25 protein-coding genes, 1 other RNA gene and 1 pseudogene are annotated in these 25,207 nt (G+C 48.7%); 14 read left to right on the forward strand and 13 right to left on the reverse strand.

Translation table 11 applies throughout. From position 1 onward, the window contains the following. The 5 genes from EA14781_RS00005 to tdcA all read right to left on the reverse strand — a co-directional run. On the reverse strand, nt 1-204 hold a 204-nt coding region (locus tag EA14781_RS00005), incomplete at its 3' end, for a formate acetyltransferase (protein ID WP_042335266.1). Between the two features lie 33 nt (nt 205-237). After that, on the reverse strand, nt 238-1,446 hold the full coding sequence (gene tdcD / locus EA14781_RS00010; protein ID WP_002461046.1) for a propionate kinase: 1,209 nt from the start codon (nt 1,444-1,446) through the stop codon (nt 238-240). A 25-nt stretch (nt 1,447-1,471) separates the two neighbouring features. Further along, nucleotides 1,472-2,803 (reverse strand): threonine/serine transporter TdcC, encoded by a 1,332-nt coding sequence (gene tdcC, locus EA14781_RS00015; protein ID WP_000107730.1) that lies wholly within the window; start codon nt 2,801-2,803, stop codon nt 1,472-1,474. Nucleotides 2,804-2,824: 21 nt separating this feature from the next. Further along, on the reverse strand, nt 2,825-3,814 hold the full coding sequence (gene tdcB / locus EA14781_RS00020) for a bifunctional threonine ammonia-lyase/L-serine ammonia-lyase TdcB (RefSeq protein ID WP_000548358.1): 990 nt from the start codon (nt 3,812-3,814) through the stop codon (nt 2,825-2,827). Nucleotides 3,815-3,912: 98 nt separating this feature from the next. Next, nucleotides 3,913-4,851, reverse strand: coding sequence for a transcriptional regulator TdcA (tdcA, locus tag EA14781_RS00025; RefSeq protein ID WP_000104193.1), 939 nt, complete (start codon nt 4,849-4,851; stop codon nt 3,913-3,915). A gap of 692 nt (nt 4,852-5,543) precedes the next feature. On the opposite strand from tdcA, the gene EA14781_RS26225 reads away from it, so the two are divergent. Further along, on the forward strand, nt 5,544-5,732 hold the full coding sequence (locus EA14781_RS26225) for a hypothetical protein (protein WP_002461041.1): 189 nt from the start codon (nt 5,544-5,546) through the stop codon (nt 5,730-5,732). Nucleotides 5,733-5,969: 237 nt separating this feature from the next. Here the strand turns inward: EA14781_RS26225 and rnpB are convergent. The 5 genes from rnpB to garP all read right to left on the reverse strand — a co-directional run bounded on the left by rnpB (nt 5,970) and on the right by garP (nt 10,660). Then, nucleotides 5,970-6,346, reverse strand: an RNA gene (gene rnpB, locus EA14781_RS22290) — RNase P RNA component class A. Between the two features lie 32 nt (nt 6,347-6,378). Beyond that, nucleotides 6,379-7,524, reverse strand: a complete 1,146-nt coding sequence (gene garK, locus EA14781_RS00035) for a glycerate 2-kinase (protein WP_000706499.1) — start codon at nt 7,522-7,524, stop codon at nt 6,379-6,381. A 95-nt stretch (nt 7,525-7,619) separates the two neighbouring features. Continuing rightward, complete coding sequence (gene garR, locus EA14781_RS00040) at nt 7,620-8,510, reverse strand: 2-hydroxy-3-oxopropionate reductase (RefSeq protein WP_024164703.1); 891 nt, start codon at nt 8,508-8,510, stop codon at nt 7,620-7,622. Nucleotides 8,511-8,539: 29 nt separating this feature from the next. Then, the gene (gene garL, locus EA14781_RS00045; protein WP_001063507.1) at nt 8,540-9,310 is read right to left on the reverse strand and encodes a 2-dehydro-3-deoxyglucarate aldolase; all 771 of its coding nucleotides are present in this window, start codon (nt 9,308-9,310) and stop codon (nt 8,540-8,542) included. Nucleotides 9,311-9,325: 15 nt separating this feature from the next. After that, the gene (gene garP, locus EA14781_RS00050) at nt 9,326-10,660 is read right to left on the reverse strand and encodes a galactarate/glucarate/glycerate transporter GarP (RefSeq protein WP_000599659.1); all 1,335 of its coding nucleotides are present in this window, start codon (nt 10,658-10,660) and stop codon (nt 9,326-9,328) included. Between the two features lie 370 nt (nt 10,661-11,030). On the opposite strand from garP, the gene garD reads away from it, so the two are divergent. From garD to yhaV, 3 genes are all read left to right on the forward strand, one after another. Beyond that, entirely contained in the window at nt 11,031-12,602 is a 1,572-nt protein-coding gene (garD, locus tag EA14781_RS00055) for a galactarate dehydratase (RefSeq protein WP_001273944.1), read from the forward strand. Nucleotides 12,603-12,750: 148 nt separating this feature from the next. Continuing rightward, nucleotides 12,751-13,086: a type II toxin-antitoxin system antitoxin PrlF gene (prlF, locus tag EA14781_RS00060; protein ID WP_024164702.1), complete on the forward strand. Its 336-nt coding sequence runs from the start codon at nt 12,751-12,753 to the stop codon at nt 13,084-13,086. Continuing rightward, nucleotides 13,086-13,550, forward strand: a complete 465-nt coding sequence (yhaV, locus tag EA14781_RS00065; RefSeq protein ID WP_000347254.1) for a type II toxin-antitoxin system ribonuclease toxin YhaV — start codon at nt 13,086-13,088, stop codon at nt 13,548-13,550. The genes prlF and yhaV overlap by 1 nt, the downstream gene beginning before the upstream one ends. 54 nt (nt 13,551-13,604) lie before the next feature. On the opposite strand, the gene agaR is transcribed toward yhaV, so the two are convergent. After that, nucleotides 13,605-14,414 (reverse strand): aga operon transcriptional regulator AgaR, encoded by an 810-nt coding sequence (gene agaR, locus EA14781_RS00070; RefSeq protein WP_000072169.1) that lies wholly within the window; start codon nt 14,412-14,414, stop codon nt 13,605-13,607. A gap of 248 nt (nt 14,415-14,662) precedes the next feature. On the opposite strand from agaR, the gene kbaZ reads away from it, so the two are divergent. Genes kbaZ through nagA form a run of 6 tightly spaced genes read left to right on the forward strand, consistent with a single transcriptional unit; the run spans nt 14,663 to nt 19,685 of the window. Beyond that, entirely contained in the window at nt 14,663-15,943 is a 1,281-nt protein-coding gene (gene kbaZ / locus EA14781_RS00075; RefSeq protein ID WP_000681902.1) for a tagatose-bisphosphate aldolase subunit KbaZ, read from the forward strand. Nucleotides 15,944-15,965: 22 nt separating this feature from the next. Continuing rightward, nucleotides 15,966-16,439, forward strand: a complete 474-nt coding sequence (gene agaV, locus EA14781_RS00080) for a PTS N-acetylgalactosamine transporter subunit IIB (protein WP_002461030.1) — start codon at nt 15,966-15,968, stop codon at nt 16,437-16,439. A gap of 10 nt (nt 16,440-16,449) precedes the next feature. After that, nucleotides 16,450-17,229, forward strand: a complete 780-nt coding sequence (agaW, locus tag EA14781_RS00085) for a PTS N-acetylgalactosamine transporter subunit IIC (protein ID WP_000406226.1) — start codon at nt 16,450-16,452, stop codon at nt 17,227-17,229. Then, nucleotides 17,219-18,097: a PTS N-acetylgalactosamine transporter subunit IID gene (gene agaE / locus EA14781_RS00090; RefSeq protein WP_002461028.1), complete on the forward strand. Its 879-nt coding sequence runs from the start codon at nt 17,219-17,221 to the stop codon at nt 18,095-18,097. Before agaW ends, agaE begins: the two co-directional genes overlap by 11 nt. A 17-nt stretch (nt 18,098-18,114) precedes the next feature. Then, the gene (gene agaF / locus EA14781_RS00095; RefSeq protein ID WP_000948821.1) at nt 18,115-18,549 is read left to right on the forward strand and encodes a PTS galactosamine/N-acetylgalactosamine transporter subunit IIA; all 435 of its coding nucleotides are present in this window, start codon (nt 18,115-18,117) and stop codon (nt 18,547-18,549) included. Next, a complete protein-coding gene (gene nagA, locus EA14781_RS00100) occupies nt 18,546-19,685 on the forward strand; it encodes an N-acetylglucosamine-6-phosphate deacetylase (RefSeq protein ID WP_002461026.1) in 1,140 nt (379 codons plus the stop codon). Before agaF ends, nagA begins: the two co-directional genes overlap by 4 nt. Nucleotides 19,686-19,727: 42 nt before the next feature. Here nagA and paa read toward each other — a convergent pair whose 3' ends face one another. Continuing rightward, nucleotides 19,728-20,489, reverse strand: coding sequence for an AcfC family adhesin Paa (gene paa / locus EA14781_RS00105; protein ID WP_000751603.1), 762 nt, complete (start codon nt 20,487-20,489; stop codon nt 19,728-19,730). A 647-nt stretch (nt 20,490-21,136) separates the two neighbouring features. On the opposite strand from paa, the pseudogene EA14781_RS26035 reads away from it, so the two are divergent. Next, a pseudogene (locus EA14781_RS26035) lies at nt 21,137-21,287 on the forward strand (IS256 family transposase); the annotation flags it as partial. A gap of 57 nt (nt 21,288-21,344) precedes the next feature. On the opposite strand, the gene EA14781_RS00110 reads toward EA14781_RS26035, so the two are convergent. After that, nucleotides 21,345-21,809: a DUF302 domain-containing protein gene (locus EA14781_RS00110; protein WP_000756774.1), complete on the reverse strand. Its 465-nt coding sequence runs from the start codon at nt 21,807-21,809 to the stop codon at nt 21,345-21,347. 722 nt (nt 21,810-22,531) lie between these two features. Between EA14781_RS00110 and EA14781_RS00115 the strand changes: the two genes are divergently transcribed. The 3 genes from EA14781_RS00115 to agaB all read left to right on the forward strand — a co-directional run bounded on the left by EA14781_RS00115 (nt 22,532) and on the right by agaB (nt 25,200). Next, nucleotides 22,532-23,686: an AgaS family sugar isomerase gene (locus EA14781_RS00115; protein WP_001114900.1), complete on the forward strand. Its 1,155-nt coding sequence runs from the start codon at nt 22,532-22,534 to the stop codon at nt 23,684-23,686. Between the two features lie 12 nt (nt 23,687-23,698). Further along, nucleotides 23,699-24,559: a tagatose-bisphosphate aldolase subunit KbaY gene (kbaY, locus tag EA14781_RS00120; RefSeq protein WP_000022778.1), complete on the forward strand. Its 861-nt coding sequence runs from the start codon at nt 23,699-23,701 to the stop codon at nt 24,557-24,559. 164 nt (nt 24,560-24,723) lie between these two features. Further along, a complete protein-coding gene (gene agaB / locus EA14781_RS00125) occupies nt 24,724-25,200 on the forward strand; it encodes a PTS galactosamine transporter subunit IIB (RefSeq protein ID WP_000098014.1) in 477 nt (158 codons plus the stop codon). The last annotated feature ends 7 nt before the right edge of the window (nt 25,201-25,207 follow it).

Raw genomic sequence — 25,207 nt, forward strand, 5'->3', positions numbered from 1 at the left:
AATACGAATTCCTTCCATCACCTTTTCCCACAATGCCGTGGTGGCAGGTGTCGCTTCGGCGAGGAAAGATTCATCACCTTCATATGGCGTATAGTTATGTTGAATAAAATCGCGGACATTAATTTCATCTTTCCAGTCCGTACCTTTAAAGCCAAGCCATGCGTTGGCGTACAGCTTATCGCTGGTATCAATATCTACCTTCATGGAAAATAATCTCTCTACAATACTTCAACTAAATTATGCAAATTCTGCGGGAGCGTTAACTTTGCCTAAATGAATAGCATCTAACGCAATCATTTTTTCTTCATTTGTCGGAATAACGGCACAAGTTACGCGGGCATTTTCGCTGGAAATAATTCGTTCGCCATAAGCATTAGAGCGATTATTTAAATCCTCATCAATCTCTACACCTAATACGGCTAAATGCTCCATAACCAATCGACGAATTAAATTTGAATTTTCCCCTATTCCTCCGGTGAATATAATGCCATCCAACCGATGTAACGAAGCGGCATGTCCGGCAATATGGCGAGCAATACGGTGAACAAAGGTTTTAATTGCCAGTTGCGCGCGTTCGTGACCTTCATGCCAGGCTTTTTCCAGAACACGTAAATCTGAAGAAAGACCGGAAATACCTAATAATCCCGACTCTTTATTCACTACACGTTCCAGGTCACTCAGACTTTGACGGGTTTGGCTCGCCACCCAGGACATTGCGCCGAAATCAACATCACCACTGCGCGTGCCCATCATCAAGCCTTCCAGCGGCGTCATACCCATCGACGTATCCACGCTCTGACCGTTACGAACTGCGCAGATTGACGCGCCATTGCCAAGATGCGCCACAACCAGGCCAGAGTCATCTTCCGCCAGCTCCAGCAGCGAATGGGCGCGCTGAGAAACATAACGGTGCGACGTGCCGTGGAAACCATAACGACGCACACCTAACTCTTCGTAATATTTCCACGGCAGACCGTATAAATAAGCCTCTGGCGCCATTGTCTGGTGGAAACTGGTATCAAATACCGCCACTTGAGTGACGCCCGGGAATAATTGCTGCGCCGATTCAATACCACTTAAATTGGCGTAATTATGTAGTGGTGCTAATGGAGAAACACGACGGATATTATCAATGACTTCATCGGTAATAATGACGGACTCAGTAAAAATACTGCCGCCGTGGGCGATGCGGTGGCTAATTAAGGCCACACTGTCATTTAAATTCCGTTTTTCCAGTTCAAATGCAATTGCCTTCAACGCACCTTCGTAGCTGTGGAGAGCCAGCTTAGCTGGCTCTCCTCCATTTACGGACAAGAATGCATTTTCCGAATTAATACCGTCGGCAATACCTGACATTAATACTTCACAATCACAGGCATCCAGTACGGAAAATTTAATTGAAGACGAACCACAGTTAATAACCAAGACAACCGGAAATTCATTCATCTCTTTTCTCATCCTGAATTACGGATTAAAACAATTTGTATACGATGTTCAGAATGGTCAGCAGACCAATCGCAGTGACAAACACGTTATCCAGACGGCCACGGTATTTCGCCAGAGACGGCGCTTTACGGATGGCATACATCGGCAACAGGCAGAGCAATGAAGCGATAATCGGCGCGCCCATGGCTTCAATCAGGTCCAGAATATTTGGGTTGGCGTAAGCAACTACCCAAGTGGAACCCATGATGAAAATCATACTAAGGGTGTTCAGTTTACCCATCGATACTTTGGTTTTGTCGCCTTTATAACCGAACTTCAGAATCAGGCCATTCAGGCCTTCCAGTGTTCCCAGATAGTGACCAAAGAAAGATTTGAAGATAGCAACTAACGCGATGATGGAAGCCGCATATTCCAGCGTGGTGGCAAAGGTCGATTTCTCACCGGACATGGAAGCAAAGTGGTTAGCCAGGTAAGAGAGCACCGGAATGTTCTGCGCTTTTGCTTCTGCCATGTTTGCCGGAGACAGAGTAAACAGGCAGCTAAAAGCAAAGAACATCACCACAGCAACCATCAACACGCTGGCGCGGGAGATAATTTGGGAACATTTCTGCTCGGTAAAGTCGCGACCAAAATCTTTTTCATACTCTTCGCGTTTAGAAACCACAAAGGAAGAGACAATGGGCGAGAAGTTAAAGGAGAAGACCATGATGGAAATCCCCAGCCACAGCGTAACCAGAATGCCATCATGTCCGGTCAGCGCGATATTGCTCAGATCAACTTGATCAATAACCGCAGAGTTCCAGTAAGGGATCAGTGACAGAGAGATCAATACCAGACAGGCGATAAACGGAAACACCAGGAAGCTCATCACCTTAACCATCAAATCTTTACCAAACCAGATGACGAATGCCATCAGCAGCAGCAGGAACAGCGCCACAAAGCCACGGTTTAGCGCCGCAAAGCCCAACTGGTTTTCCCAGAAGGTCATAAAGGTATTGGTAATGGTGACGCCATAAATCCACAACAGCGGACAAATTGCGAAGAAGTACAGGAAGGTAATAACTACCCCGCCCATCTTACCGAAGTGCTCCTCCACCGTTTCCGTAATGTTGCCGGAAGGGTTAGAACCAGAGAGGCACAGACGCGCCAGCGCCCGGTGGCAGAAAAATGCAATGGGGTATGCCAATACCAACATCAAAAGAATCGGGATCAGTCCGCCATAACCTGCGCGGATAGGGAAGAACAGCACCCCGGCGCCGATTGCTGTACCAAACAAACCTAACGTCCATGTGGTATCTGATTTACGCCAGGACGATTGTTTTGTCTGGCTGGATACAATGCTATCTGAAGTACTCATATCCTATCCTCAACGAGATAATTAAGCGTCAACGAAACCGGTGATTTGAGAGACGCGAGAAAGATCGATATTTCCGCCGGAAATAATACTGACGGTTTTTCTGTTTTGAATATATTGGTCCAATTTACCGCTTAATAATGCAGCACATGCCAGAGCGCCAGCGCCTTCGGTGACGACTTTATTACGCTGAATTAAAGCAATCATGCTGTTTCTGATTTCATCTTCGCTAACCAGTACAATGTCATCGACTAATTCACGAACGATTTCGTAAGTTAAATTACCCGGGCGGGCGACATCACAACCATCCGCCAGGGTGCCGGTAGTTCGGTGCGTGGTTATTTCTCCAGAGTGGAAAGATGCCGCCATGCCGTGAACGTTTTCTGACTGCACACCAATAACGCGGATAGTTGGATTAATAGATTTAATCGCCACCGCAATACCAGCAATTAAACCGCCGCCGCCGATTGGTACAATCACGTTATCAACATCATAGAGATCTTCCATAATTTCCAGACCAATGGTTCCCTGGCCGGCAATGACTTTCGGATCATCATAAGGAGGAATAAAGATGCGACCTTCCGTTTCGACAATTTCGCTTACTTTAGCGATAGTGTCGTTGAAGTTGTCACCGTGCAGCACCACTTCAGCAGAGTAATCGCACGTTGCCGCGACTTTAGATTTTGGCGCACCTTTCGGCATCACCACTTTACCGTTGATCCCAAGCATTGCGCAGGAGAGTGAAACCCCTTGTGCGTGATTGCCTGCGGAACACGCCACCACGCCTTTGCGTTTTTCTGCATCAGTAAGTGAACTTAATTTGTTAAATGCGCCACGAATTTTAAAAGAGCCAGTACGTTGCATGTTTTCAAATTTCAGGAATATTTCACCTTTGCAACGTTCACTAAAATAGTTAGAGCGAGGCATGCCTGTTTTATAAATTCGCCCAGCCAGACGTTGTTTTGCTTCAATAATGTCATCAATAGCAACCGGCAGATCGTATGTAATATGCATTATAAAACCTCTTAACCTAGATTAAATATGTAGGTAACCGTAACCGACACCCGAAAAACAGACAGGTGGATTATTTATGCTTAAGAAAAAATAAATATCTAACCAACTTCTATTAATTGCCTTCGTCGACACCCATTATAAGATGAATATTCTTTGGCTAATTCCACCAAAACCGATGCTGCTTTTTTAATACGATAATTTTTTGACCATACCGCGGCATATCGCGCTACAGGCAATGTTTCTTCAACAGGAATAGTAATAAATTGATTAGAACCAAAAGGCGAAGTCATATCACAAGGAATTACAGTTAAGAAATCAGCATTGAGAACAAGATTATATATTGTTACAACTGAATCGGTTTTAACGATGTTTTCAATACTGATGCCATTTCTTTGTAATGTAGTAAGAAGCTCGCTGTAGTATCCCATATTCGTCTGCGGCAACACCCACTGTTCATTCTTTAATGACTCCAGTGTGGTGGTGCCGATGCATGTTCGGGACTTGCTGGCCACCAGAACAAACTCTGACTCAAACAGCGGCTCAACATGCAAATCCTGAAGTTTCATTTCTGCACTCAACGTACCAATCGCAAAGTCCAGACGCCCATCACGGATTGCGGGTAAGAATGAAGACAATTGCGCTTCATACATTGAAACCTGCGCTTTCGGGAACACCTCTTTGAATTTGCTGAGCATTCCTGACATAAAAGTGAAGCCAATCAACGAAGGAAAGCCAAATGAAACTTCAACAATAGCCTCAGAGGACATTCCGCTAATTTCATTAACCATATTTTTCATTTCACGGGTAATGGATTCGGAGCGTGAGAGCAATAATTGACCAGCAGGTGTTAACGTTACGCCAGTATTTTTCCGCACCACTAATTCCACACCAAAATAATCTTCAATATCATTAATGATTTTACTGACAGCAGGTTGAGTTAGCCCTAACTCTTTTGCAGCCGAGCCGATAGAGCCACTTCTGATGACTTCCTGAAAGATCACCAGATGTTGCGTTTTAGGAAGAAGAATAGTGCTCATAGCAACCTACGTTAATTACCTCATTGACGGCATGGAGTGTACCAAATTGAAATCGACAGGATATGTGCGACCACTCACAAATTATCTTTCAATTGTTTTCCAGGTATCTTTTAAAACCAATAAACACATTAAATATCAATGAGTTATAAACATAAAATCAGCATAAACCCTGATTTTTATCAAAGAAACAAGGAGGGATAACCATATTTTATGGCGATAACAACACATTTTATATGGCTTATTAAAAAAGTACTCTGCGATGATATTTCAAGCAATTACTGTGTATTTCACAAGCAAACTTTAAGTTAAATTTAATAAGCAAGTTATCAACTTTTACTATAAATAAATCATTTCTACGGATAAATAATGCGCCGCATCACATTTTTTTACGCTATTTGTTGGTCGCACAACATTTATTTTATCAATACAACAAACAATTCATCACAACAGGTAAACACATGAAACACCCCATCAACATCCATGTTTTCCGCCATAACAGAACGTCATTTTGTGAATGCAATCGTTTTTCATAATTTTTTCCTTTCTTCTGACTACCGAATAGCATTTTGTGTTGAGGATCACAAAACTAATAATTGCTGCCAGAAACCATATGCCGAAAAGGAGAACACAAGGGTAGCTGAAGTCACACTCCGCATCGTCAAGGTCACGAAGTTTTTTATCCGTTTACGCTAATGCTGGTAAGTGAGCATTTTTCTGACCGTTCTCCCCCACCAATGCAAACACATAGTTACAATAATAATAAAGTCATTGATTATTGGTCGGTAAAAATAAAGTTTGCGGAGATAATCTCAGCGTATGATGTTATTGAAAATAACGTGGGGCTTAATAACATGGATAATTCATATATTAAATATATATGAATTATGATTGCAATTCTTATCCAGGCATGGATGAACATAATGGATGTTATATTTATTTTTCATTATTCTCATATTAATTGTTGACAAATTGCGCGTTGTTCATGCCGGATGCGGTGTGAACGTCTTATCCGGCATGCAAAATATTTCTTTTGGATATAGCGTGTGGACAGTCATTCATCCTCTTGCACGCCAAAAGCAAAAACCCGCCAGCTTACACTGGCGGGTTTTCGTTAAAACAGGTGAAACTGACCGATAAGCCGGGTTCTGTCGTGGACAGTCATTCATCTAGGCCAGCAATCGCTCACTGGCTCAAGCAGCCTACCCGGGTTCAGTACGGGCCGTACCTTATGAACCCCTATTTGGCCTTGCTCCGGGTGGAGTTTACCGTGCCACGGACTGTTACCAGCCGCGCGGTGCGCTCTTACCGCACCCTTTCACCCTTACCTGATCCCACTCGCGTGGGCCATCGGCGGTTTGCTCTCTGTTGCACTGGTCGTGGGTTTCCCCCCCAGGCGTTACCTGGCACCCTGCCCTATGGAGCCCGGACTTTCCTCCCCTCCGCCCGTCTCCCCCGAAGAGGACGACGACGAAGCGGCGACTGTCTGGTCAGCTTCGGCGTGCAGTATAGAGGGTTTGCACGCCCTTGTCACCCCGCGTTGCGCATTCCAATCGCCAGTGTCGCGGCGATATTACGCGAAGCACGGTAAATATTGTCATAAGCCCCACGGAAAGCTTCATCCAGCGTAACAACGCTGTTCAATACGCTGAATACAGCATCAATGCCATGTTGATGTACAACAGCGACATCGTTCGTCAGGCTACCTGCAATACCAATTACCGGTTTATGGTACTTCTTCGCCACGCTCGCCACTCCAACAGGCACCTTGCCGTGTATGCTCTGGCTATCGATGCGCCCCTCTCCGGTGATCACCAACGTACAATCATGAATGTGCTCTTCCAGATTCAGCGCCGCGGTAACAATTTCAATACCGCTTTTTAGCTCTGCCCCGAGAAACGCCATCAACGCCGCCCCCATACCGCCCGCCGCGCCCGCACCAGGCACATCCTTCACATCAACATGGAGAGATTTTTTGATGACATCAGCATAATGAGAGAGATTCTTGTCCAGCTCGACAATGGTCGCTTCGCTCGCTCCCTTTTGTGGGCCAAAGATACGCGAAGCACCACTATCGCCCACCAGCGGGTTGGTGACATCACAGGCTACGCGGATCGTACAATCCTTTAAACGCGGGTCGAGGCCGGAAATATCAATCGTGTTCAGGGTATTAAGGCTGCCGCCGCCAAAGCCTATTTCATTGCCATTGGCATCGCTTAGCTTCGCCCCCAATGCCTGCACCATGCCTGCACCGCCATCATTGGTGGCGCTGCCGCCAATGCCAATAATGATACTGGTCGCGCCGCTCTCCAGCGCCTGTAGGATAAGCTCACCAGTGCCACGTGAAGTGGTCACCAGCGGATCTCGCTTTTCTGGAGGTACCAACGCCAGCCCACTGGCTGCGGCCATTTCGATAAACGCCGTTTTGCCGTCGCCAGAAATCCCCCAACTGGCCTTCACTTTCTCGCCCAATGGCCCGGTAACCCACGCCTGACGCTCAGCGCCTTGAGTGGCGGCAATCATCGCCTCTACTGTCCCTTCCCCTCCGTCAGCAACTGGAACAGAAACGTACCGCGCATCAGGAAAAATTTCCCGAAATCCTTTTTCTATCGCCTGTGCGACCTCGCTGGCAGATAAACTTTCTTTATAAGAGTCTGGAGCGATTACGATTTTCATACCTTTGCCTGTTACCACATGACGCCGGAGGGCGTTTCTCTTATCGGCCTGAATTCCGTGCCCGGATAGCAATACGCCATCCGGGCACGACATCATCAACGAGTGACTTCGATTTTTGCCAGTTTTTCGTAGTAGCACACCAGGGCGCTATGGTCCGCCGTTCCTGAACCATCGGCACGCAGCGCCTGCATCATCTCCATGACCGCTGCTGTCAACGGCAGTTGTGCGCCCACACCATGGGAAGTATCCAGCGCGTTTGCCAGGTCTTTAATATGCAAATCAATACGAACCCCTGGTTTAAAATTCCTGTCCATAACCATTGGCGCTTTCGCATCCAGAACGGTACTCCCCGCCAGCCCACCACGAATTGCCTGATAAACCAGATCCGGGTTAACGCCCGCTTTGGCCGCCAGCGTTAATGCTTCTGACATCGCTGCAATATTCAACGCAACAATGACCTGGTTTGCCAGTTTGGTGACGTTACCCGCACCGATTTCACCGGTATGCACCACGGACCCCGCCATCGATTTCATCAAATCATAGTATTTGTCGAAAATAGCCTTATCGCCACCTACCATCACTGACAAAGTGCCATCGATCGCTTTCGGTTCGCCGCCGCTCACCGGGGCGTCCAGCATATCAATACCTTTCGCTTTCAGTGCTTCGCTGATTTCACGACTTGCCAGCGGAGCGATTGAACTCATATCGATCAATACCGTGCCCGGTTTGGCGCCATCAATGATGCCATTTTCCCCCAGCGCCACCTCTTTTACATGCGGGGAGTTTGGCAGCATGGTAATAATGACATCGCACTGTTCAGCAATCGCTTTAGCCGTAGAGGCTGTTTCTGCACCTGCGGCAATCACTTCAGCAATCGCTTCAGGATTACGGTCAGAAACCACCAGCGAGTAACCCGCTTTCAGAAGGTTTTTACTCATTGGTTTACCCATAATACCCAGGCCAATAAAACCCACTTTCATCGTCATATCAATCATCTCTCTTGTTGCGGCGGTGGTTATTTTTTAAAGGTATCTGCCAGTTTCTGGGTGGCAGAGCGGAACATGCCGAGATCGCTACCGACGGCCACAAACGTCGCCCCCCATTCCAGATAACGACGAGCATCAGCTTCAACAGGCGCAAGGATGCCGCAGGGCTTACCGTAAGCTTTGGCGCGATTAAAAATATGCTGAATGGCGTTTTGTACTTCCGGGTGTAAGGCATTACCGAGATGGCCTAATGCTGCCGCCAGATCGCTGGGACCGACGAAGATGCCATCTACGCCTTCGGTCGCAGCGATGGTATCGACATTATCTACGCCTTGCTGGCTTTCAATTTGCACCAGAATAGTGATGTTCTTATTCGACTGGACGAAGTAATCCGCCACGGTGCCAAACATATTGGCGCGATGAGAAACAGAGACGCCACGGATACCTTCCGGCGGATAACGCGTCGACGCCACCGCCTGCTCTGCTTCCTCTTCCGTTTCCACAAATGGGATCAGAAAGTTATAAAAACCGATATCCAGAAGACGCTTAATCATCACCGGTTCGTTGGTCGGCACCCGTACCACTGGCGCGCTGGCACTGCCTTTCAGGGCCATCAATTGTGGAATGAACGTCGAGATATCATTTGGCGCATGTTCCCCATCAAGCACCAGCCAGTCAAAGCCGGCCAGGCCCAGAACTTCTGTGCTAATAGGATTAGAGAGCGCTGACCAGCAGCCAATCTGCACCTGTTTCGCGGCCAATGCGGCTTTGAATTTATTGGGGAAAATATTGTTATTCATCGCTTATACCTTCGCTTATTTCTGCAATTCCATTCGTTTAATGTCGCCAACCACAAAGAGGTAGCAGACCATCGCCATCAGCGCCGAACATCCGACAAAGACCAGAGCCGCATTGAAGGAGTGCAATTCACTCACCAGATAACCAATCACCAGGGGAGTGACGATGGAAGCAACATTGCCAAAGACGTTAAATACGCCGCCGCAGAGGCCAATAATCTCTTTCGGCGCGGTATCGGAAATCACCGGCCACCCCAGCGCGCCAAAACCTTTGCCAAAAAAAGCCAGCGCCATCAGCATGATTACCAGCGTGGTGTTGTTGGTGTAGTTACATAAGATGATGGTGGAAGCCAGCAGCATACCCAGCACAATCGGTAACTTACGCGCCAGAGTCAGAGAAGCGCCGCGTTTGATCAAATAATCCGAAAAGACACCGCCGAGTACGCCGCCGGCAAAACCACACAATGCCGGAATCGACGCGACCAGTCCCACTTTCAGAATCGACATCCCCTTTTCCTGCACCAGATAAATCGGGAACCAGGTCAGGAAAAACCAGGTGATGGTGTTGATAAAATATTGTCCGAAAAATACTCCCAACATCATGCGGTTAGAGAGCAATTGCTTGATGTAATGCAGCCTGGGACCACTTACCGTCGCACTGCCCGGCTTTTTGTGATCCATATCGACCACCGCGCCATTTTCAGAGATAAACTTCAGCTCTTCCGCTGAAATACGCGGGTGCTCTGTCGGGTTATGAATTAACTTGACCCACAACGCCGTTAGCACAAAACCAATTCCTCCCATGACGGTAAAAACATGTTCCCAGCCCCAGGCGAAGGTCAGCCACCCCAACAGCGGCGAGAAAAGCGCCAGAGAGAAATATTGCGCCGAGTTAAAGATAGCGGAGGCGGTTCCCCGTTCTTTCGTCGGGAACCAGGCAGCCACAATACGGGCGTTAGCGGGGAAGGAAGGTGCTTCCGAGAACCCCAGCATAAAGCGCATAAAAAACATCGAGATACCTGCCCAGGTCAGCGGGAACATATCGACAAAGCCTTGCAGGAAGGTGAACAGCGACCAGAAAAAGAGGCTGTAAGTGTAAACTCTCTTCGATCCAAACTTATCAAGCAACCAGCCGCCAGGGATCTGCATCAGCAGGTAGGCCCAACCAAAAGCGGAGAAAATATAGCCCATTGAAACCGTGCTTAATTGCAGTTCTTTTGCCACTTCAGTACCGGCAATCGACAGCGTTGCACGATCGGCATAGTTAACAGCGGTCACAATAAAAATAATAAGTAATATTAAATAGCGTGTATGTACGCCTTTCTTTTTTTCTTCCACGGTGTCCAGAATCATTCTATTTACCTCGGGTACTGGTGTTAATTTTATTATTATTTGATGAGTGTCATGTATAAGCCTCATTAATATTTCGAGCATAATGAAGTCGTGAATTAGTATAAGTAACAGGAGAATAATAATCATTGTGCATTTGCTAATTTAATTAATGTTATTTAAATATTATTTTGAGCAAATGCACATGACACTGCGCGCTAAGGCACAGATTGATATATCACTCAGGCGACAAGCGTTGCTATAACTAAAATGATTGATATCGATCACATTTATGCAGTCAAACTCCTGACATTCTAAATTCACCTTACGTTATTTTTTTATTAAATGAGCCACGATACTCATTTTAATATCCCTGGCTGGAGAATATTGCACAATGGCCAACATCAAAATTAGACAAACAACACCGACTGCGTTTTATATAAAAGTACACGACACAGATAATGTCGCGATCATTGTTAATGATAATGGCCTTAAAGCAGGAACATGTTTCCCGGATGGTCTGGAATTAATTGAACATATTCCCCGGGGGCATAAAGTCGCATTAGTAGATATTCCGGCTAATGGCGAAATCATTCGTTATGGCGAAGTGATTGGTTATGCCGTGCGTGCAATCCTCCGCGGAAGCTGGATCGACGAATCGATGGTGATATTGCCGGAAGCTCCGCCATTACATACGCTACCGCTGGCAACCAAAGTGCCAGCCCCCTTACCGCCGCTGGAAGGGTACACCTTTGAGGGCTATCGCAATGCCGATGGTAGCGTCGGCAGCAAAAACCTGCTTGGAATCACCACCAGCGTCCACTGTGTCGCAGGTGTGGTGGATTACGTAGTGAAAATCATTGAGCGTGATCTACTGCCGAAATACCCGAACGTCGATGGCGTAGTAGGACTGAATCACCTGTACGGTTGTGGCGTAGCGATTAATGCTCCGGCGGCAGTGATACCCATTCGCACCATTCACAATATTTCGCTTAACCCAAACTTTGGCGGCGAAGTGATGGTAATTGGTCTGGGATGCGAAAAATTGCAACCTGAGCGCCTGCTGGCTGGAACGGAAGATGTACCAGCCATTTCACAGGAAAATGCCAGTATTATCAGCTTACAGGATGAAAAGCATGTCGGTTTTCAGTCGATGGTCGAGGATATTTTGCAGGTTGCCGAGCGCCACCTGCACAAGTTGAATCAACGCCAGCGAGAAACCTGTCCGGCTTCAGAACTGGTGGTTGGTATGCAGTGCGGCGGCAGCGACGCGTTTTCTGGCGTGACAGCAAATCCGGCAGTGGGCTACGCATCTGATCTACTGGTGCGCTGCGGTGCAACTGTGATGTTCTCGGAAGTAACGGAAGTACGTGACGCGATTCATTTGCTGACACCGCGCGCCGTTAACGAAGAGGTCGGCAAGCGTCTGCTGGAAGAGATGGAATGGTACGATAACTACCTCAATATGGGGAAAACCGACCGCAGCGCCAACCCTTCGCCCGGTAATAAAAAGGGCGGCCTGGCAAACGTGGTGGAGAAAGCACTCGGCTCCATTGCGAAATCAGGCAAAAGCGCCATTGTTGAAGTATTGTCACCTGGTCAACGCCCGACTAAGCGCGGATTAATTTACGCCGCCACGCCTGCCAGCGATTTTGTCTGCGGCACACAGCAAGTGGCTTCAGGAATTACCGTGCAAGTGTTTACGACAGATCGCGGCACGCCATACGGCCTGATGGCGGTGCCGGTGATTAAAATGGCGACTCGCACAGAGCTGGCGAACCGCTGGTTTGACTTAATGGATATCAACGCAGGCACCATCGCCACCGGCAAAGAAACCATCGAAGAGGTCGGCTGGAAACTGTTCCACTTTATTCTCGACGTCGCCAGCGGGAAGAAGAAAACCTTCTCGGATCAATGGGGACTGCATAACCAACTGGCGGTGTTTAACCCGGCACCGGTGACCTGATTTCTTTTGGAACGTCCCTCGCAAAACATGGCCTTAGTGCCATGTTTTTATTGTTTAAAGTCCACACATCCATTAATAATGCATTTGCATTACCTTAGTTCAAGCTTATAATTTGAGCAGAAAACAGGCTGTAAAAGGACAGTAAATAATGCCCGCTAATGCTCGCTCTAACGCTGTACTGACCACTGAATCAAAGGTCACGATACGCGGACAAACAACTATCCCCGCGCCAGTGCGTGAGGCCTTAAAACTGAAGCCAGGCCTGGACAGCATTCATTACGAAATTCTGCCTGGTGGGCAAGTATTTATGTGCCGACTGGGAGATGAACAGGAGGATCATACTATGAATGTATTTTTGCGTTTTCTGGATGCAGATATCCAGAACAACCCGCAAAAAACTCGTCCATTCGACATTCAACAAGGAAAGAAACTTGTCGCTGGCATGGACGTCAACATTGACGATGAGATTGGCGACGACGAATAATGGATTTTCCACAAAGGGTTAATGGTTGGGCGCTATATGCTCATCCCTGTTTTCAGGAAACCTACGATGCTTTAGTTGCCGAAGTCGAGGCATTAAAGGGAAAAGATCCTGAAAATTATCAGAGAAAAGCTGCCACAAAGTTATTGGCGGTGGTCCATAAAGTGATTGAGGAGCATATCACGGTCAATCCATCATCACCGGCATTCCGTCATGGCAAGTCGTTAGGCTCAGGGAAAAATAAAGACTGGTCACGGGTAAAATTTGGTGCTGGTCGCTATCGTCTCTTCTTTCGTTACAGTGAAAAAGAGAAAGTCATCATTCTGGGATGGATGAACGATGAAAACACACTGCGCACCTACGGTAAAAAAACAGATGCCTATACAGTATTCAGCAAAATGTTAAAAAGAGGACATCCTCCTGCCGACTGGGAAACCCTCACCCAAGAGACAGAAGAAAAGCATTGATGGTGTTCACAATGCCCGCCAAACGCATTGGTGTTGACCAGCGGGCACCCTTTCTCACTCTCCGACCAGAATCACCTCAATCCCAGCCTTTCGCAGTCCTTCCAGACTATCCGCAGGAATGCCTTCATCAACAATGATCATATCGATCCGCTGGGTATCGATGATTTTATGTAGGCTGGATCGGTTGAACTTACTGGAATCGGTGACCACGATGATCCGTTCCGCGACTTCGCACATCCGCCGATTTAAACGTGCTTCATCTTCATTGTGCGTGCTGACGCCACGCTCCAGATCGATAGCATCTACGCCGAGAAATAACATATCGAAGTGATAATTTTGCAGCGATTGCTCCGCCTGATCGCCGTAAAAAGATTGCGACTGACGGCGCAGATGCCCGCCGGTCATCAGGAGCTCAACGCCTTCCGCTTCCAGCAAAGCATTGGCCACGTTCATACCGTTGGTCATGGCAATGACGTCGGTGTGCTTGCGCATCAAACGAGCAATCTCAAAAGTAGTGGTTCCTGAGTCAAGAATGATGCGATGACCCGGTTGAATTAACTCGACGGCTGCCTTTGCAACGCTACGTTTCATCGCGATATTCAACGCACTTTTATCTTCCACCGAAGGCTCGAGCGAGGGCGTATTACTGTCGCAGATCAACGCGCCGCCGTAGGCACGCACAGCGATCCCCTGTTTTTCCAGGAATGCAAGATCGTTGCGGATCGTCACCGTAGAAACACCAAATAATGCCGACAGATCATTAACCTGCACGCTACCTTGCTGGCGTAGTCGTTGAATGATCTGCTCTCGTCGTTCGCTGGTGCCCGTTACTCGCTTCTCGCCTGCAGCGTCGGTATTGCTCATAGTAAGTCCTTTCGTAAAACTTTCGTTTTATTTCGTTTCGTCTATTAACGCCTTTCTATTAAGCAAATGCAAGCCCACATCGCCCGGTGGCGCAAGCTGCTATCGTTTCAGTTGCTTTCATTATGTTTCTTTTGTGAATCAGATCAGAAAACCATTACCTTTCGTTTTATTTTTATCTCACCATGACGCAGTATCAATTGAAACAAAACGAAAGATTGATATCGCAGTAATCTGAACTGGAGAGGAAAGTGAAACATCTGACAGAAATGGTGAGACAGCACAAAGCGGGCAAAACAAAGGGGATTTATGCCGTTTGTTCCGCGCATCCGCTGGTGCTGGAAGCAGCAATCCGCTACGCCTGCGCAAACCACACGCCGCTACTGATTGAAGCGACCTCCAACCAGGTGGACCAGTTCGGCGGTTATACCGGAATGACGCCCGCCGATTTTCACGGCTTCGTTTGCCAACTCGCCGACTCGCTGCATTTCCCACAGGACGCGTTGATTTTGGGTGGCGATCATCTTGGCCCTAACCGCTGGCAAAACTTGCCTGCCGCTCAGGCCATGGCTAATGCCGATGATTTGATTAAAAGCTACGTCGCGGCGGGATTCAAAAAAATCCATCTCGATTGCAGTATGTCTTGTCAGGACGATCCGGTTCCCTTAACCGATGACATCGTGGCTGAGCGCGCTGCCCGTCTGGCGAAAGTGGCGGAAGAAACCTGTCGTGAACACTTTGGCGAAGCCGATCTGGTGTATGTCATTGGTACTGAAGTTCCGGTGCCCGGCGGCGCGCATGAAACCTTAAACGAACTGGCGGTCACCACACCGGATGCCTCCCGCGCCACGCTGGAAGCCCATCGTCACGCCTTTGAAAAGCAGGGGCTGAACGCCATCTGGCCGCGCATTATTGCGCTGGTCGTGCAGCCTGGCGTCGAATTCGATCACACCAATGTTATTGATTACCAGCCAGCAAAAGCGACCGCCTTAAGCCAGATGGTCGAAAACTATGAAACGCTGATTTTCGAAGCTCACTCCACCGATTATCAAACGCCGCAGTCACTGCGCCAGTTGGTGATTGACCACTTTGCCATTCTGAAAGTTGGCCCGGCGCTGACTTTCGCCCTGCGTGAGGCTCTGTTTTCTCTGGCGGCGATTGAAGAAGAACTGGTGTCGGCAAAAGCCTGTTCCGGTCTACGCCAGGTACTGGAAAACGTGATGCTCGACCGCCCGGAATACTGGCAAAGCCACTACCACGGAGACGGCAACGCGCGTCGTCTGGCACGCGGTTACAGCTACTCGGATCGCGTACGCTACTACTGGCCAGACAGCCAGATTGATGACGCTTTCGCTCATCTGGTCCGCAATCTGGCGGATGCGCCTATTCCGCTGCCGCTCATCAGCCAGTATCTGCCGCTGCAATACGTGAAGGTTCGATCCGGCGAGCTACAGCCAACGCCACGGGAACTCATTATCAACCATATTCAGGACATCCTGGCGCAGTACCACGCCGCCTGTGCAGGCCAATAACCAAAACAACGAGGAACACGCTATGCCAAATATTGTTTTAAGCCGGATTGATGAACGCTTGATTCACGGTCAGGTCGGCGTTCAGTGGGTCGGATTTGCGGGGGCAAATCTGGTGCTGGTAGCCAATGATGAAGTTGCCGAAGATCCGGTACAACAAAACCTGATGGAAATGGTGCTGGCAGAGGGGATCGCCGTACGTTTCTGGTCGCTGCAAAAAGTCATCGACAACATCCACCGCGCCGCCGATCGGCAGAAAATCCTGCTGGTTTGTAAAACACCTGCCGATTTCCTGACGCTGGTTAAAGGTGGCGTTCCGGTGAGTCGCATTAACGTTGGCAATATGCACTACGCCAATGGCAAGCAACAAATCGCCAAAACGGTTTCTGTGGATGCAGGCGATATCGCGGCATTTAACGATCTGAAAGCCGCTGGGGTGGAATGCTTCGTTCAGGGCGTTCCAACAGAACCTGCTGTGGACCTCTTTAAATTACTTTGAGGGAATCATCATGGAAATTAGTCTGTTGCAGGCATTCGCGTTAGGCATTCTCGCCTTTATCGCTGGCCTGGATATGTTTAACGGTTTAACCCATATGCACCGCCCGGTGGTCCTCGGTCCGTTAGTCGGGCTGATACTTGGCGATCTGCATACCGGTATTTTAACCGGCGGTACGCTGGAACTGGTATGGATGGGGCTGGCTCCGCTGGCGGGCGCACAACCGCCTAACGTCATTATCGGCACCATTGTCGGCACGGCGTTTGCCATTACCACAGGTGTGAAGCCGGATGTTGCTGTCGGGGTCGCCGTACCTTTCGCGGTTGCGGTACAGATGGGGATTACCTTCCTGTTCTCGGTGATGTCTGGCGTGATGTCCCGCTGTGACCGGATGGCGGAGAATGCCGATACGCGCGGCATTGAACGCGTGAACTATCTGGCGCTGCTGGCGCTTGGCATCTTCTACTTTCTCTGCGCTTTTCTGCCGATCTATTTCGGTGCAGAACACGCAAAAACCATTATTGATGTCCTGCCGCAACGCTTAATCGACGGCCTCGGCGTCGCAGGCGGCATCATGCCAGCCATCGGTTTTGCCGTACTGCTGAAAATCATGATGAAAAACGTCTACATCCCTTACTTCATCCTGGGCTTTGTTGCCGCCGCCTGGCTCAAGCTACCGGTGCTGGCTATTGCTGCCGCCGCACTGGCGATGGCGCTGATCGACCTGCTGCGTAAATCTCCTGAACCGACTCAACCTGCGGCACAGAAAGAGGAATTTGAAGATGGCATCTAACCAAACCACCCTGCCGAATGTCAGCGAAAACGAAGAAACGCTGCTGACTGGCGTCAATGAAAACGTGTATGAAGATCAGAGCATTGGCGCGGAGCTGACGAAAAAAGATATCAACCGTGTCGCCTGGCGTTCCATGCTGTTGCAGGCTTCTTTTAACTACGAACATATGCAGGCTTCCGGCTGGCTGTACGGTCTGCTGCCGGCTCTGAAAAAGATCCACACCAATAAACGCGACCTGGCGCGCGCCATGAAAGGACATATGGGCTTCTTCAATACCCATCCGTTTCTGGTGACGTTTGTTATCGGCATTATCCTCGCGATGGAGCGTTCTAAGCAGGATGTAAACAGTATTCAGAGCACCAAAATTGCCGTCGGCGCGCCGCTCGGCGGGATTGGTGATGCGATGTTCTGGCTGACGCTGCTGCCGATTTGTGGCGGGATAGGCGCAAGCCTCGCACTACAAGGCTCTATTCTTGGCGCGGTCGTATTTATTGTGCTGTTCAACGTGGTGCATCTCGGTTTGCGTTTTGGTCTTGCGCATTACGCGTATCGAATGGGCGTCGCCGCAATCCCGCTGATTAAAGCGAACACCAAAAAAGTGGATCATGCGGCGTCTATCGTTGGGATGACGGTGATCGGCGCACTGGTAGCGACCTATGTCCGTTTAAGCACCACGCTGGAAATTACGGCTGGCGATGCTGTGGTGAAATTGCAGGCTGACGTTATCGACAAACTGATGCCAGCCTTCTTACCGCTGGTCTATACCCTGACGATGTTCTGGCTGGTACGTCGCGGCTGGAGTCCGCTGCGTCTGATTGCCGTCACCGTGGTCCTCGGCATCGTCGGTAAATTCTGTCATTTCCTTTAAATACAACGAGGTAATAGATGTTAAGTATTATTTTGACAGGGCATGGCGGATTTGCCAGCGGCATGGAAAAAGCAATGAAGCAAATTCTCGGCGAGCAGTCGCAGTTTATCGCGATCGATTTCCCGGAAACCTCAAGTACCGCATTACTGACTTCGCAGCTTGAAGAAGCCATCGCCCAACTGGATTGTGAAGACGGCATTGTTTTTCTGACGGATTTGTTGGGCGGCACACCGTTTCGCGCGGCTTCAACGCTGGCAATGCAAAAACCGGGCTGTGAAGTGATCACCGGCACCAATTTACAACTGTTACTCGAAATGGTGCTGGAACGCGAAGGATTAAGCGGTGAAGAATTCCGTGTACAAGCGCTGGAGTGCGGACACCGTGGGCTGACCAGTCTGGTGGACGAGTTAGGTCGCTGCCATGAAGAATGCCCGGTCGAGGAAGGAATATGACACACGTTCTGCGCGCCAGAAGGCTGCTGACTGAAGAGGGCTGGCTCGATGACCATCAGCTGCGTATTGCTGACGGTGTGATCGCGGCAATCGAACCGATCCCCGTAGGTGTAACCGAACGCGATGCGGAGCTGCTCTGCCCCGCTTATATCGATACTCATGTACACGGCGGTGCGGGCGTTGATGTGATGGATGATGCGCCGGATGCGCTCGACAAGCTGGCAATGCACAAAGCGCGCGAAGGCGTCGGCAGTTGGTTGCCGACGACCGTAACCGCGCCACTCAATGACATTCATACGGCGCTGGAACGTATCGCACAACGTTGCCAACGTGGCGGGCCAGGCGCACAGGTGCTGGGGAGTTATCTCGAAGGACCGTACTTCACGCCGCAGAATAAAGGCGCGCATCCGCCGGAGCTGTTCCGCGAGCTGGAGATTGCCGAACTGGATCAACTGATTGCCGTTTCTCAGCACACCTTGCGCGTGGTAGCGCTGGCACCAGAAAAAACGGGGGCATTGCAGGCCATCCGCCATCTTAATCAGCAAAACGTACGGGTGATGCTGGGGCATAGCGCGGCGACCTGGCAACAAACCTGCGCCGCATTTGACGCTGGTGCAGACGGCCTGGTGCATTGCTATAACGGGATGACAGGTTTACATCACCGCGAACCGGGAATGATTGGCGCGGGGTTAACGGACAAACGCGCCTGGCTGGAGCTGATTGCCGATGGTCATCATGTGCATCCGGCGGCGATGTCGCTGTGCTGTTGCTGTGCGAAAGAGAGGATCGTACTGATCACTGACGCGATGCAGGCCGCCGGGATGCCAGATGGTCGTTATACATTATGCGGTGAGGAGGTGCAGATGCACGACGGTATTGTACGCACCGCGTCTGGTGGACTGGCGGGCAGCACGCTGTCTGTCGATGCGGCGGTACGGAATATGGTCGAGCTGACAGGTGTGACGCCAGCAGAGGCGATTCATATGGCATCGCTACATCCGGCGCGAATGCTGGGTATGGATGATGTTCTCGGATCGCTAAAACCAGGGAAACGCGCCAGCATTATCGCTCTGGATAGCGGATTGCATGTGCAACAAGTCTGGATTCAGGGCCAATTAGCTTCAGGAGTATTGTAAATTTGGGAGTGTTGGAATTTATAACACTCCCTGTCTTTATATTTATGGGGTGCCCTTTTTGACCCAGCCATATTTTTCGAATGCTGGTGCTGCTTCATCAGAATGCAGCCATGCAGCAAACTGGCGGGTTTCAGCATCCGCATCCTGGCGTACGGCAATATTCATATCACGCCAGATAACATAATCCGGCGCTATCTCTACCACATCACCAATACCGGGGTTACTGGCTGCCCAGTCAGCCCAGGTTATCCAGACATCAGCATCTGGCTGATTTTCCAGCGCTTTACGTGCTGTTCCACTGTTGGGCGCATACAGAATAATATTCTTGCGAATACCGGCTATGGTTTCAATATTCCCCTTACGCCCGGCAATATCTTCCCAAACACCGGTGCCAGATGTATTACTGGTTCCGCCACCATCATTGACGATAATACCAATACCAGGCCTGGTCAGATCGTCAATCCCTTGAATGTTTTTAGGATTGCCTTTCTTTACCAGTAAAATACTTTTACGCAGGTAAAGAGGTTGAATATCCTTTTCGCTGAATCTGTCTTTATGATCACGGACGATAGCCAAAGCAGACTGCTCGGAAGCACCAAACAGAATATCAGCGTTTTGTCTGGCTTCTTCATTCCACTTCTTCTGTGGCCCGTAATGAACATTTACCGTAACACCGGTTTTCCTGGTGTAAAGATTAGCGGCATCCAGCAACGCTGTATGCGGGCCACCAGGCCCATACAAATTGATATCTGCATATGCAGCAGAAGATAGAAAGATTAAAACGCCAGCCAGTGTTTTTTTCATAAATAACTCCTGTAGTTACATAATGCATTGAAATCATAACCAAACCAAACAACATGCCAACACTCATTACATAATTTTAAAAATCATTCATTTTGTTACACAAAATATTAAAGGTGCGGATCGGGATGAAATCTTTCATCGCCCACCAGAAGGAATACCTGGTGGTAAGTAGCAATGAGTTCATGGAGGTATGTGGAAGATAAAGAAGGAGCGACAGGTTACTGGTTCCGGGGAAAATGCGAATACTTGAAGGTGTGATGTATAAGGATAATGAAGACGAGTGCATCGGCGGTTACTGAAGGTCGCTTCACTGAAGCCAGATGTGTTTGATAGATCTGCAGGGGAGCTATCGTTGGTCAGAACAGAACCTGATACATGAGCCACTTGCGACGGGGCCAACCCGGACTTTCCGCAAGGAATTTACGTCCTGAATCAGAGAAAATAAGCAAAATAAAGCCATCATGGTGTAAATCATTCGTGAGTAATCAACAAAAGCGATGATATTGTGCATGTATCCCAGCACGAAATAAAATCGTAACAAAGTATTTTTTCTTTTTACGCACCAACGCCCCGTTATTTAAATTTTATCATTTAATTTATTCGGAATTGCCTGTGAGATGATTTCCTGAGTTGTTTCATTGGAAACGAATAGAAACAATCTATTAAAGTTGCTTTATTATCTGTCGCTGATGAATATGCAGAAAAAAATGGACAATGCTAATCCAGCAGTGGGATTTAACATTGTCGCAGTTAACCATTTATTTTGAAAGGCAACTGAATACTGTAGTGGCGTTGTAGACCTTTTAACGTAACACAGAATTCTGTACGCTTTCAGGAAACCGGAACTACTCGTCTTTATGGCTGAATGTTTTTCTGGACGAATTGCTCCAGTTTTTTCAACACGTGTACTGAATCCATATCAAGACCATAACGTTTGAGCTCTTCTGCAGAATGATAGCTGACATTCACCTGTCCATCAGGGCGCTGGCTGATGAGAACGCGGAAAGGTAAATCCAGCGCAAGTTCCGGGTGAGCTATCATCAAGGGCGTTCCCGCTCTGGGGTTACCAAATACCAGAACAGTCGTGGGGGGCATTGTAAGCCCGGCACCATGAGCTGCCTTTGCATGATCAAATTCGCCAAATAAGACCAGTCCGTTATCTGAAATTGCTTTGATCAGACGTTCCCTGGTCTGTTGATAATCGAATGCACTCTGAGATGTAATCAACATATGTGTACCATTTTCACTTGAGTGAGCCAAAGGCACAAATGCCAATAGCAATGCAGATATTAGAAAAAACGACTTCAGAACTTTCTTCATCATCTCCCCTTATTTATAGAGCCCCAAAAAGGTTGGTTATCGATATCTGGTCGTTTTATCTGGCTGGCCTTTTCTGAAGCGCTAAAGCGCCCTCTTTTTACAACCCAACCATCCAAATAAACAACCACCAACATAGTTATTATTTAACACTGACAGACATTACTGCAAGTATATCGGTTTTCCCCATTTAATATTTATTGATAAAGGAATCATATTATAAAGACAGTAAGATGACATTATAGTATCAGGAGATATATATCGGTGTTCATTGAAGATGCCCGGTTTGGTTGTACCAGAGGAATCATCTGAGGCCGCCCGGATTGCCCACCACACGGTCTTTTTCATAGTGTCGTCTATCACAATACCGACTTTACGAATCTCAGCCAGGTAAGCGAAGAACGTCGACAGACTGGCACAAGTTCGACAGCCAGAGCCTGCAACTGTTTTTCGACCATACCGCAACCTGGTTTTGATGTTGGATTGAACACATCAAAAGCAGACACTTACACAATCTTACGTACAGCTCTCTGTATGTTCTCCTTTTTCCTTCCCTTATCTTTTCTTTCAACGATCACAAATTTCACTTCATTTCTTTCTTAAGCATTTAGGTTTCAATTCCTTTTATATAGATTTTAACAAACGAAAGACATCACTAAGTGAAACGAAAGGCAAGCGAAAGATACTGCGCCTGCAGTCCAGTTCATCAGACTAAGGATTGAGTTATGCCAGAAAATTACACCCCTGCTGTCGCAACTACCGGCACATGGACTGAAGAAGAAATCCGCCAACAGCCTCGCGCCTGGATCCGTTCTCTCGTCAACATTGACGCGTTACGCTCCGCGATTGATAACTTCCTTCAACCATTACTGCGCAAAGAGAACCTGCGGATCATCCTGACCGGCGCCGGAACCTCGGCATTTATCGGCGACATCATCGCACCGTGGCTTGCCAGCCATACTGGCAAAAACTTCAGCGCCGTACCGACCACCGATCTGGTTACCAATCCAATGGATTACCTGAATCCAGCCCATCCATTGTTGCTTATCTCCTTTGGCCGTTCTGGCAATAGCCCGGAAAGCGTCGCCGCCGTAGAACTGGCAAATCAGTTTGTACCGGAGTGCTATCACCTGCCGATCACCTGCAACGAAGCGGGCGCGCTCTATCAAAACGCGATCAACAGCAATAATGCATTTGCCCTGCTGATGCCCGCAGAAACGCACGATCGCGGCTTTGCGATGACCAGCAGTATTACCACCATGATGACCAGCTGCCTCGCGGTTTTCGCACCTGAGATGATCAACAGCCAGACCTTCCGCGACGTGGCGGATCGTTGCCAGACGATCCTGACCTCTCTGGGCGATTTCAGCGAAGGCGTGTTTGGTTACGCGTCGTGGAAACGGGTCGTTTATCTCGGCAGCGGTGGCTTACAGGGCGCGGCACGCGAGTCGGCGCTGAAGGTACTGGAACTGACGGCGGGTAAGCTGGCAGCCTTTTATGATTCCCCAACCGGATTCCGTCATGGCCCAAAATCACTGGTCGATGGTGAAACACTGGTGGTGGTGTTTGTCTCCAGCCACCCTTACACCCGTCAGTATGATCTTGATCTGCTGGCAGAACTCCGCCGCGATAACCAGGCGATGCGCGTAATCGCCATCGCCGCGGAAAGCAACGACGTTATCGCCGCTGGCCCACATATTATCCTGCCCCCCTCCCGTCACTTTATCGACGTTGAGCAAGCATTTTGCTTCCTGATGTACGCCCAGACGTTTGCACTGATGCAGTCGCTACATATGGGCAATACACCGGATTCCCCATCAGCCAGTGGCACCGTAAACCGCGTGGTGCAAGGCGTCATTATTCATCCGTGGCAGGCATAAAAGGATCGCATTATGAGCATTATCTCCACTAAATATCTGTTACAGGACGCCCAGGCCAATGGTTACGCGGTGCCTGCATTTAACATCCATAATGCCGAGACTATCCAGGCGATCCTCGAAGTATGTAGCGAAATGCGATCGCCGGTGATCCTCGCCGGAACGCCGGGGACCTTTAAACATATTGAGCTGGAAGAGATCTACGCCCTGTGTAGCGCCTATTCCACAACCTACAACATGCCGCTGGCGCTGCATCTCGACCACCACGAATCGCTGGATGATATTCGCCGTAAAGTCCACGCAGGCGTGCGCAGCGCAATGATCGACGGCAGTCACTTCCCGTTTACCGAGAACGTGAAGCTGGTGAAATCGGTTGTCGATTTCTGCCACTCGCAGGATTGCAGCGTAGAAGCGGAGCTGGGACGACTGGGCGGCGTGGAAGATGATATGCATGTTGATGCTGAAAGCGCATACCTGACCGACCCACAAGAAGCGAAACGCTTTGTTGAACTGACTGGCGTCGATAGCCTGGCAGTGGCGATTGGTACGGCACATGGTCTGTACAGTAAAACGCCGAAGATTGATTTCCAGCGACTGGCGGAAATTCGTGAAGTGGTGGACGTTCCTCTGGTGCTGCACGGTGCCAGCGATGTCCCGGACGAATTTGTCCGTCGTACGATTGAACTTGGCGTCACAAAAGTGAACGTTGCCACAGAATTAAAAATAGCCTTCGCCGGCGCAGTAAAAGCCTGGTTTGCAGAAAATCCGCAGGGTAATGATCCTCGCTATTATATGCGCGTCGGCATGGATGCGATGAAAGAGGTTGTCAGAAATAAAATTAATGTCTGTGGTTCAGCGAATCGAATCTCAGCATAATCATTAATTTAATAATATTTATTCACAGGTGCTGCCCGATTAATATCGGGTAGTGCATTAATGGTAAAGGAGATGGCTAAATTTAATAAATACATCCGTACAATGCCACAACAATAATATATTTAAAAAATCTATATAATCAATTTTTATGGCGAGGATTAAAAATGAGCAGTCCAAATATTCTCTTAACCCGTATTGATAACCGTCTGGTTCACGGCCAGGTTGGCGTGACCTGGACATCCACCATCGGTGCGAATCTGCTGGTGGTTGTAGACGATGTTGTCGCTAACGATGATATTCAACAGAAACTGATGGGTATTACCGCGGAAACCTACGGCTTTGGCATTCGTTTTTTTACTATTGAAAAAACCATTAACGTCATCGGCAAAGCTGCGCCGCATCAGAAAATATTTCTGATTTGCCGTACGCCGCAGACGGTACGTAAACTGATAGAAGGCGGTCTTGATCTGAAAGATGTCAACGTCGGCAATATGCATTTCTCGGAAGGGAAAACACAAATCAGCAGTAGAGTTTATGTCGATGAGCAGGATCTCACAGATTTACGTTTTATTAAACGACGCGGCGTGAATGTTTTTATTCAGGACGTCCCTGGCTCTCAAAAAGAGCAAATTCCTGACTAACGTCGCC

This window comes from Escherichia albertii NBRC 107761 = DSM 17582 (assembly GCF_000759775.1).
GTDB classification, from domain to species: domain Bacteria; phylum Pseudomonadota; class Gammaproteobacteria; order Enterobacterales; family Enterobacteriaceae; genus Escherichia; species Escherichia albertii.

Coding starts and splice junctions, on each gene's coding strand:
- paa (WP_000751603.1), bottom strand. CDS start 20,489: ATGAAAAAAACACTGGCTGGCGTTTTAATCTTTCTATCTTCTGCTGCA.
- garP (WP_000599659.1), bottom strand. CDS start 10,660: ATGATTCTGGACACCGTGGAAGAAAAAAAGAAAGGCGTACATACACGC.
- yhaV (WP_000347254.1), top strand. CDS start 13,086: ATGGATTTTCCACAAAGGGTTAATGGTTGGGCGCTATATGCTCATCCC.
- agaV (WP_002461030.1), top strand. CDS start 15,966: ATGCCAAATATTGTTTTAAGCCGGATTGATGAACGCTTGATTCACGGT.
- agaB (WP_000098014.1), top strand. CDS start 24,724: ATGAGCAGTCCAAATATTCTCTTAACCCGTATTGATAACCGTCTGGTT.
- tdcB (WP_000548358.1), bottom strand. CDS start 3,814: ATGCATATTACATACGATCTGCCGGTTGCTATTGATGACATTATTGAA.
- tdcC (WP_000107730.1), bottom strand. CDS start 2,803: ATGAGTACTTCAGATAGCATTGTATCCAGCCAGACAAAACAATCGTCC.
- tdcD (WP_002461046.1), bottom strand. CDS start 1,446: ATGAATGAATTTCCGGTTGTCTTGGTTATTAACTGTGGTTCGTCTTCA.
- kbaY (WP_000022778.1), top strand. CDS start 23,699: ATGAGCATTATCTCCACTAAATATCTGTTACAGGACGCCCAGGCCAAT.
- agaE (WP_002461028.1), top strand. CDS start 17,219: ATGGCATCTAACCAAACCACCCTGCCGAATGTCAGCGAAAACGAAGAA.
- prlF (WP_024164702.1), top strand. CDS start 12,751: ATGCCCGCTAATGCTCGCTCTAACGCTGTACTGACCACTGAATCAAAG.
- tdcA (WP_000104193.1), bottom strand. CDS start 4,851: ATGAGCACTATTCTTCTTCCTAAAACGCAACATCTGGTGATCTTTCAG.
- EA14781_RS26225 (WP_002461041.1), top strand. CDS start 5,544: ATGCTGGTAAGTGAGCATTTTTCTGACCGTTCTCCCCCACCAATGCAA.
- garK (WP_000706499.1), bottom strand. CDS start 7,524: ATGAAAATCGTAATCGCTCCAGACTCTTATAAAGAAAGTTTATCTGCC.
- agaW (WP_000406226.1), top strand. CDS start 16,450: ATGGAAATTAGTCTGTTGCAGGCATTCGCGTTAGGCATTCTCGCCTTT.
- EA14781_RS00115 (WP_001114900.1), top strand. CDS start 22,532: ATGCCAGAAAATTACACCCCTGCTGTCGCAACTACCGGCACATGGACT.
- nagA (WP_002461026.1), top strand. CDS start 18,546: ATGACACACGTTCTGCGCGCCAGAAGGCTGCTGACTGAAGAGGGCTGG.
- garR (WP_024164703.1), bottom strand. CDS start 8,510: ATGACGATGAAAGTGGGTTTTATTGGCCTGGGTATTATGGGTAAACCA.
- garD (WP_001273944.1), top strand. CDS start 11,031: ATGGCCAACATCAAAATTAGACAAACAACACCGACTGCGTTTTATATA.
- EA14781_RS00110 (WP_000756774.1), bottom strand. CDS start 21,809: ATGAAGAAAGTTCTGAAGTCGTTTTTTCTAATATCTGCATTGCTATTG.
- agaR (WP_000072169.1), bottom strand. CDS start 14,414: ATGAGCAATACCGACGCTGCAGGCGAGAAGCGAGTAACGGGCACCAGC.
- garL (WP_001063507.1), bottom strand. CDS start 9,310: ATGAATAACAATATTTTCCCCAATAAATTCAAAGCCGCATTGGCCGCG.
- agaF (WP_000948821.1), top strand. CDS start 18,115: ATGTTAAGTATTATTTTGACAGGGCATGGCGGATTTGCCAGCGGCATG.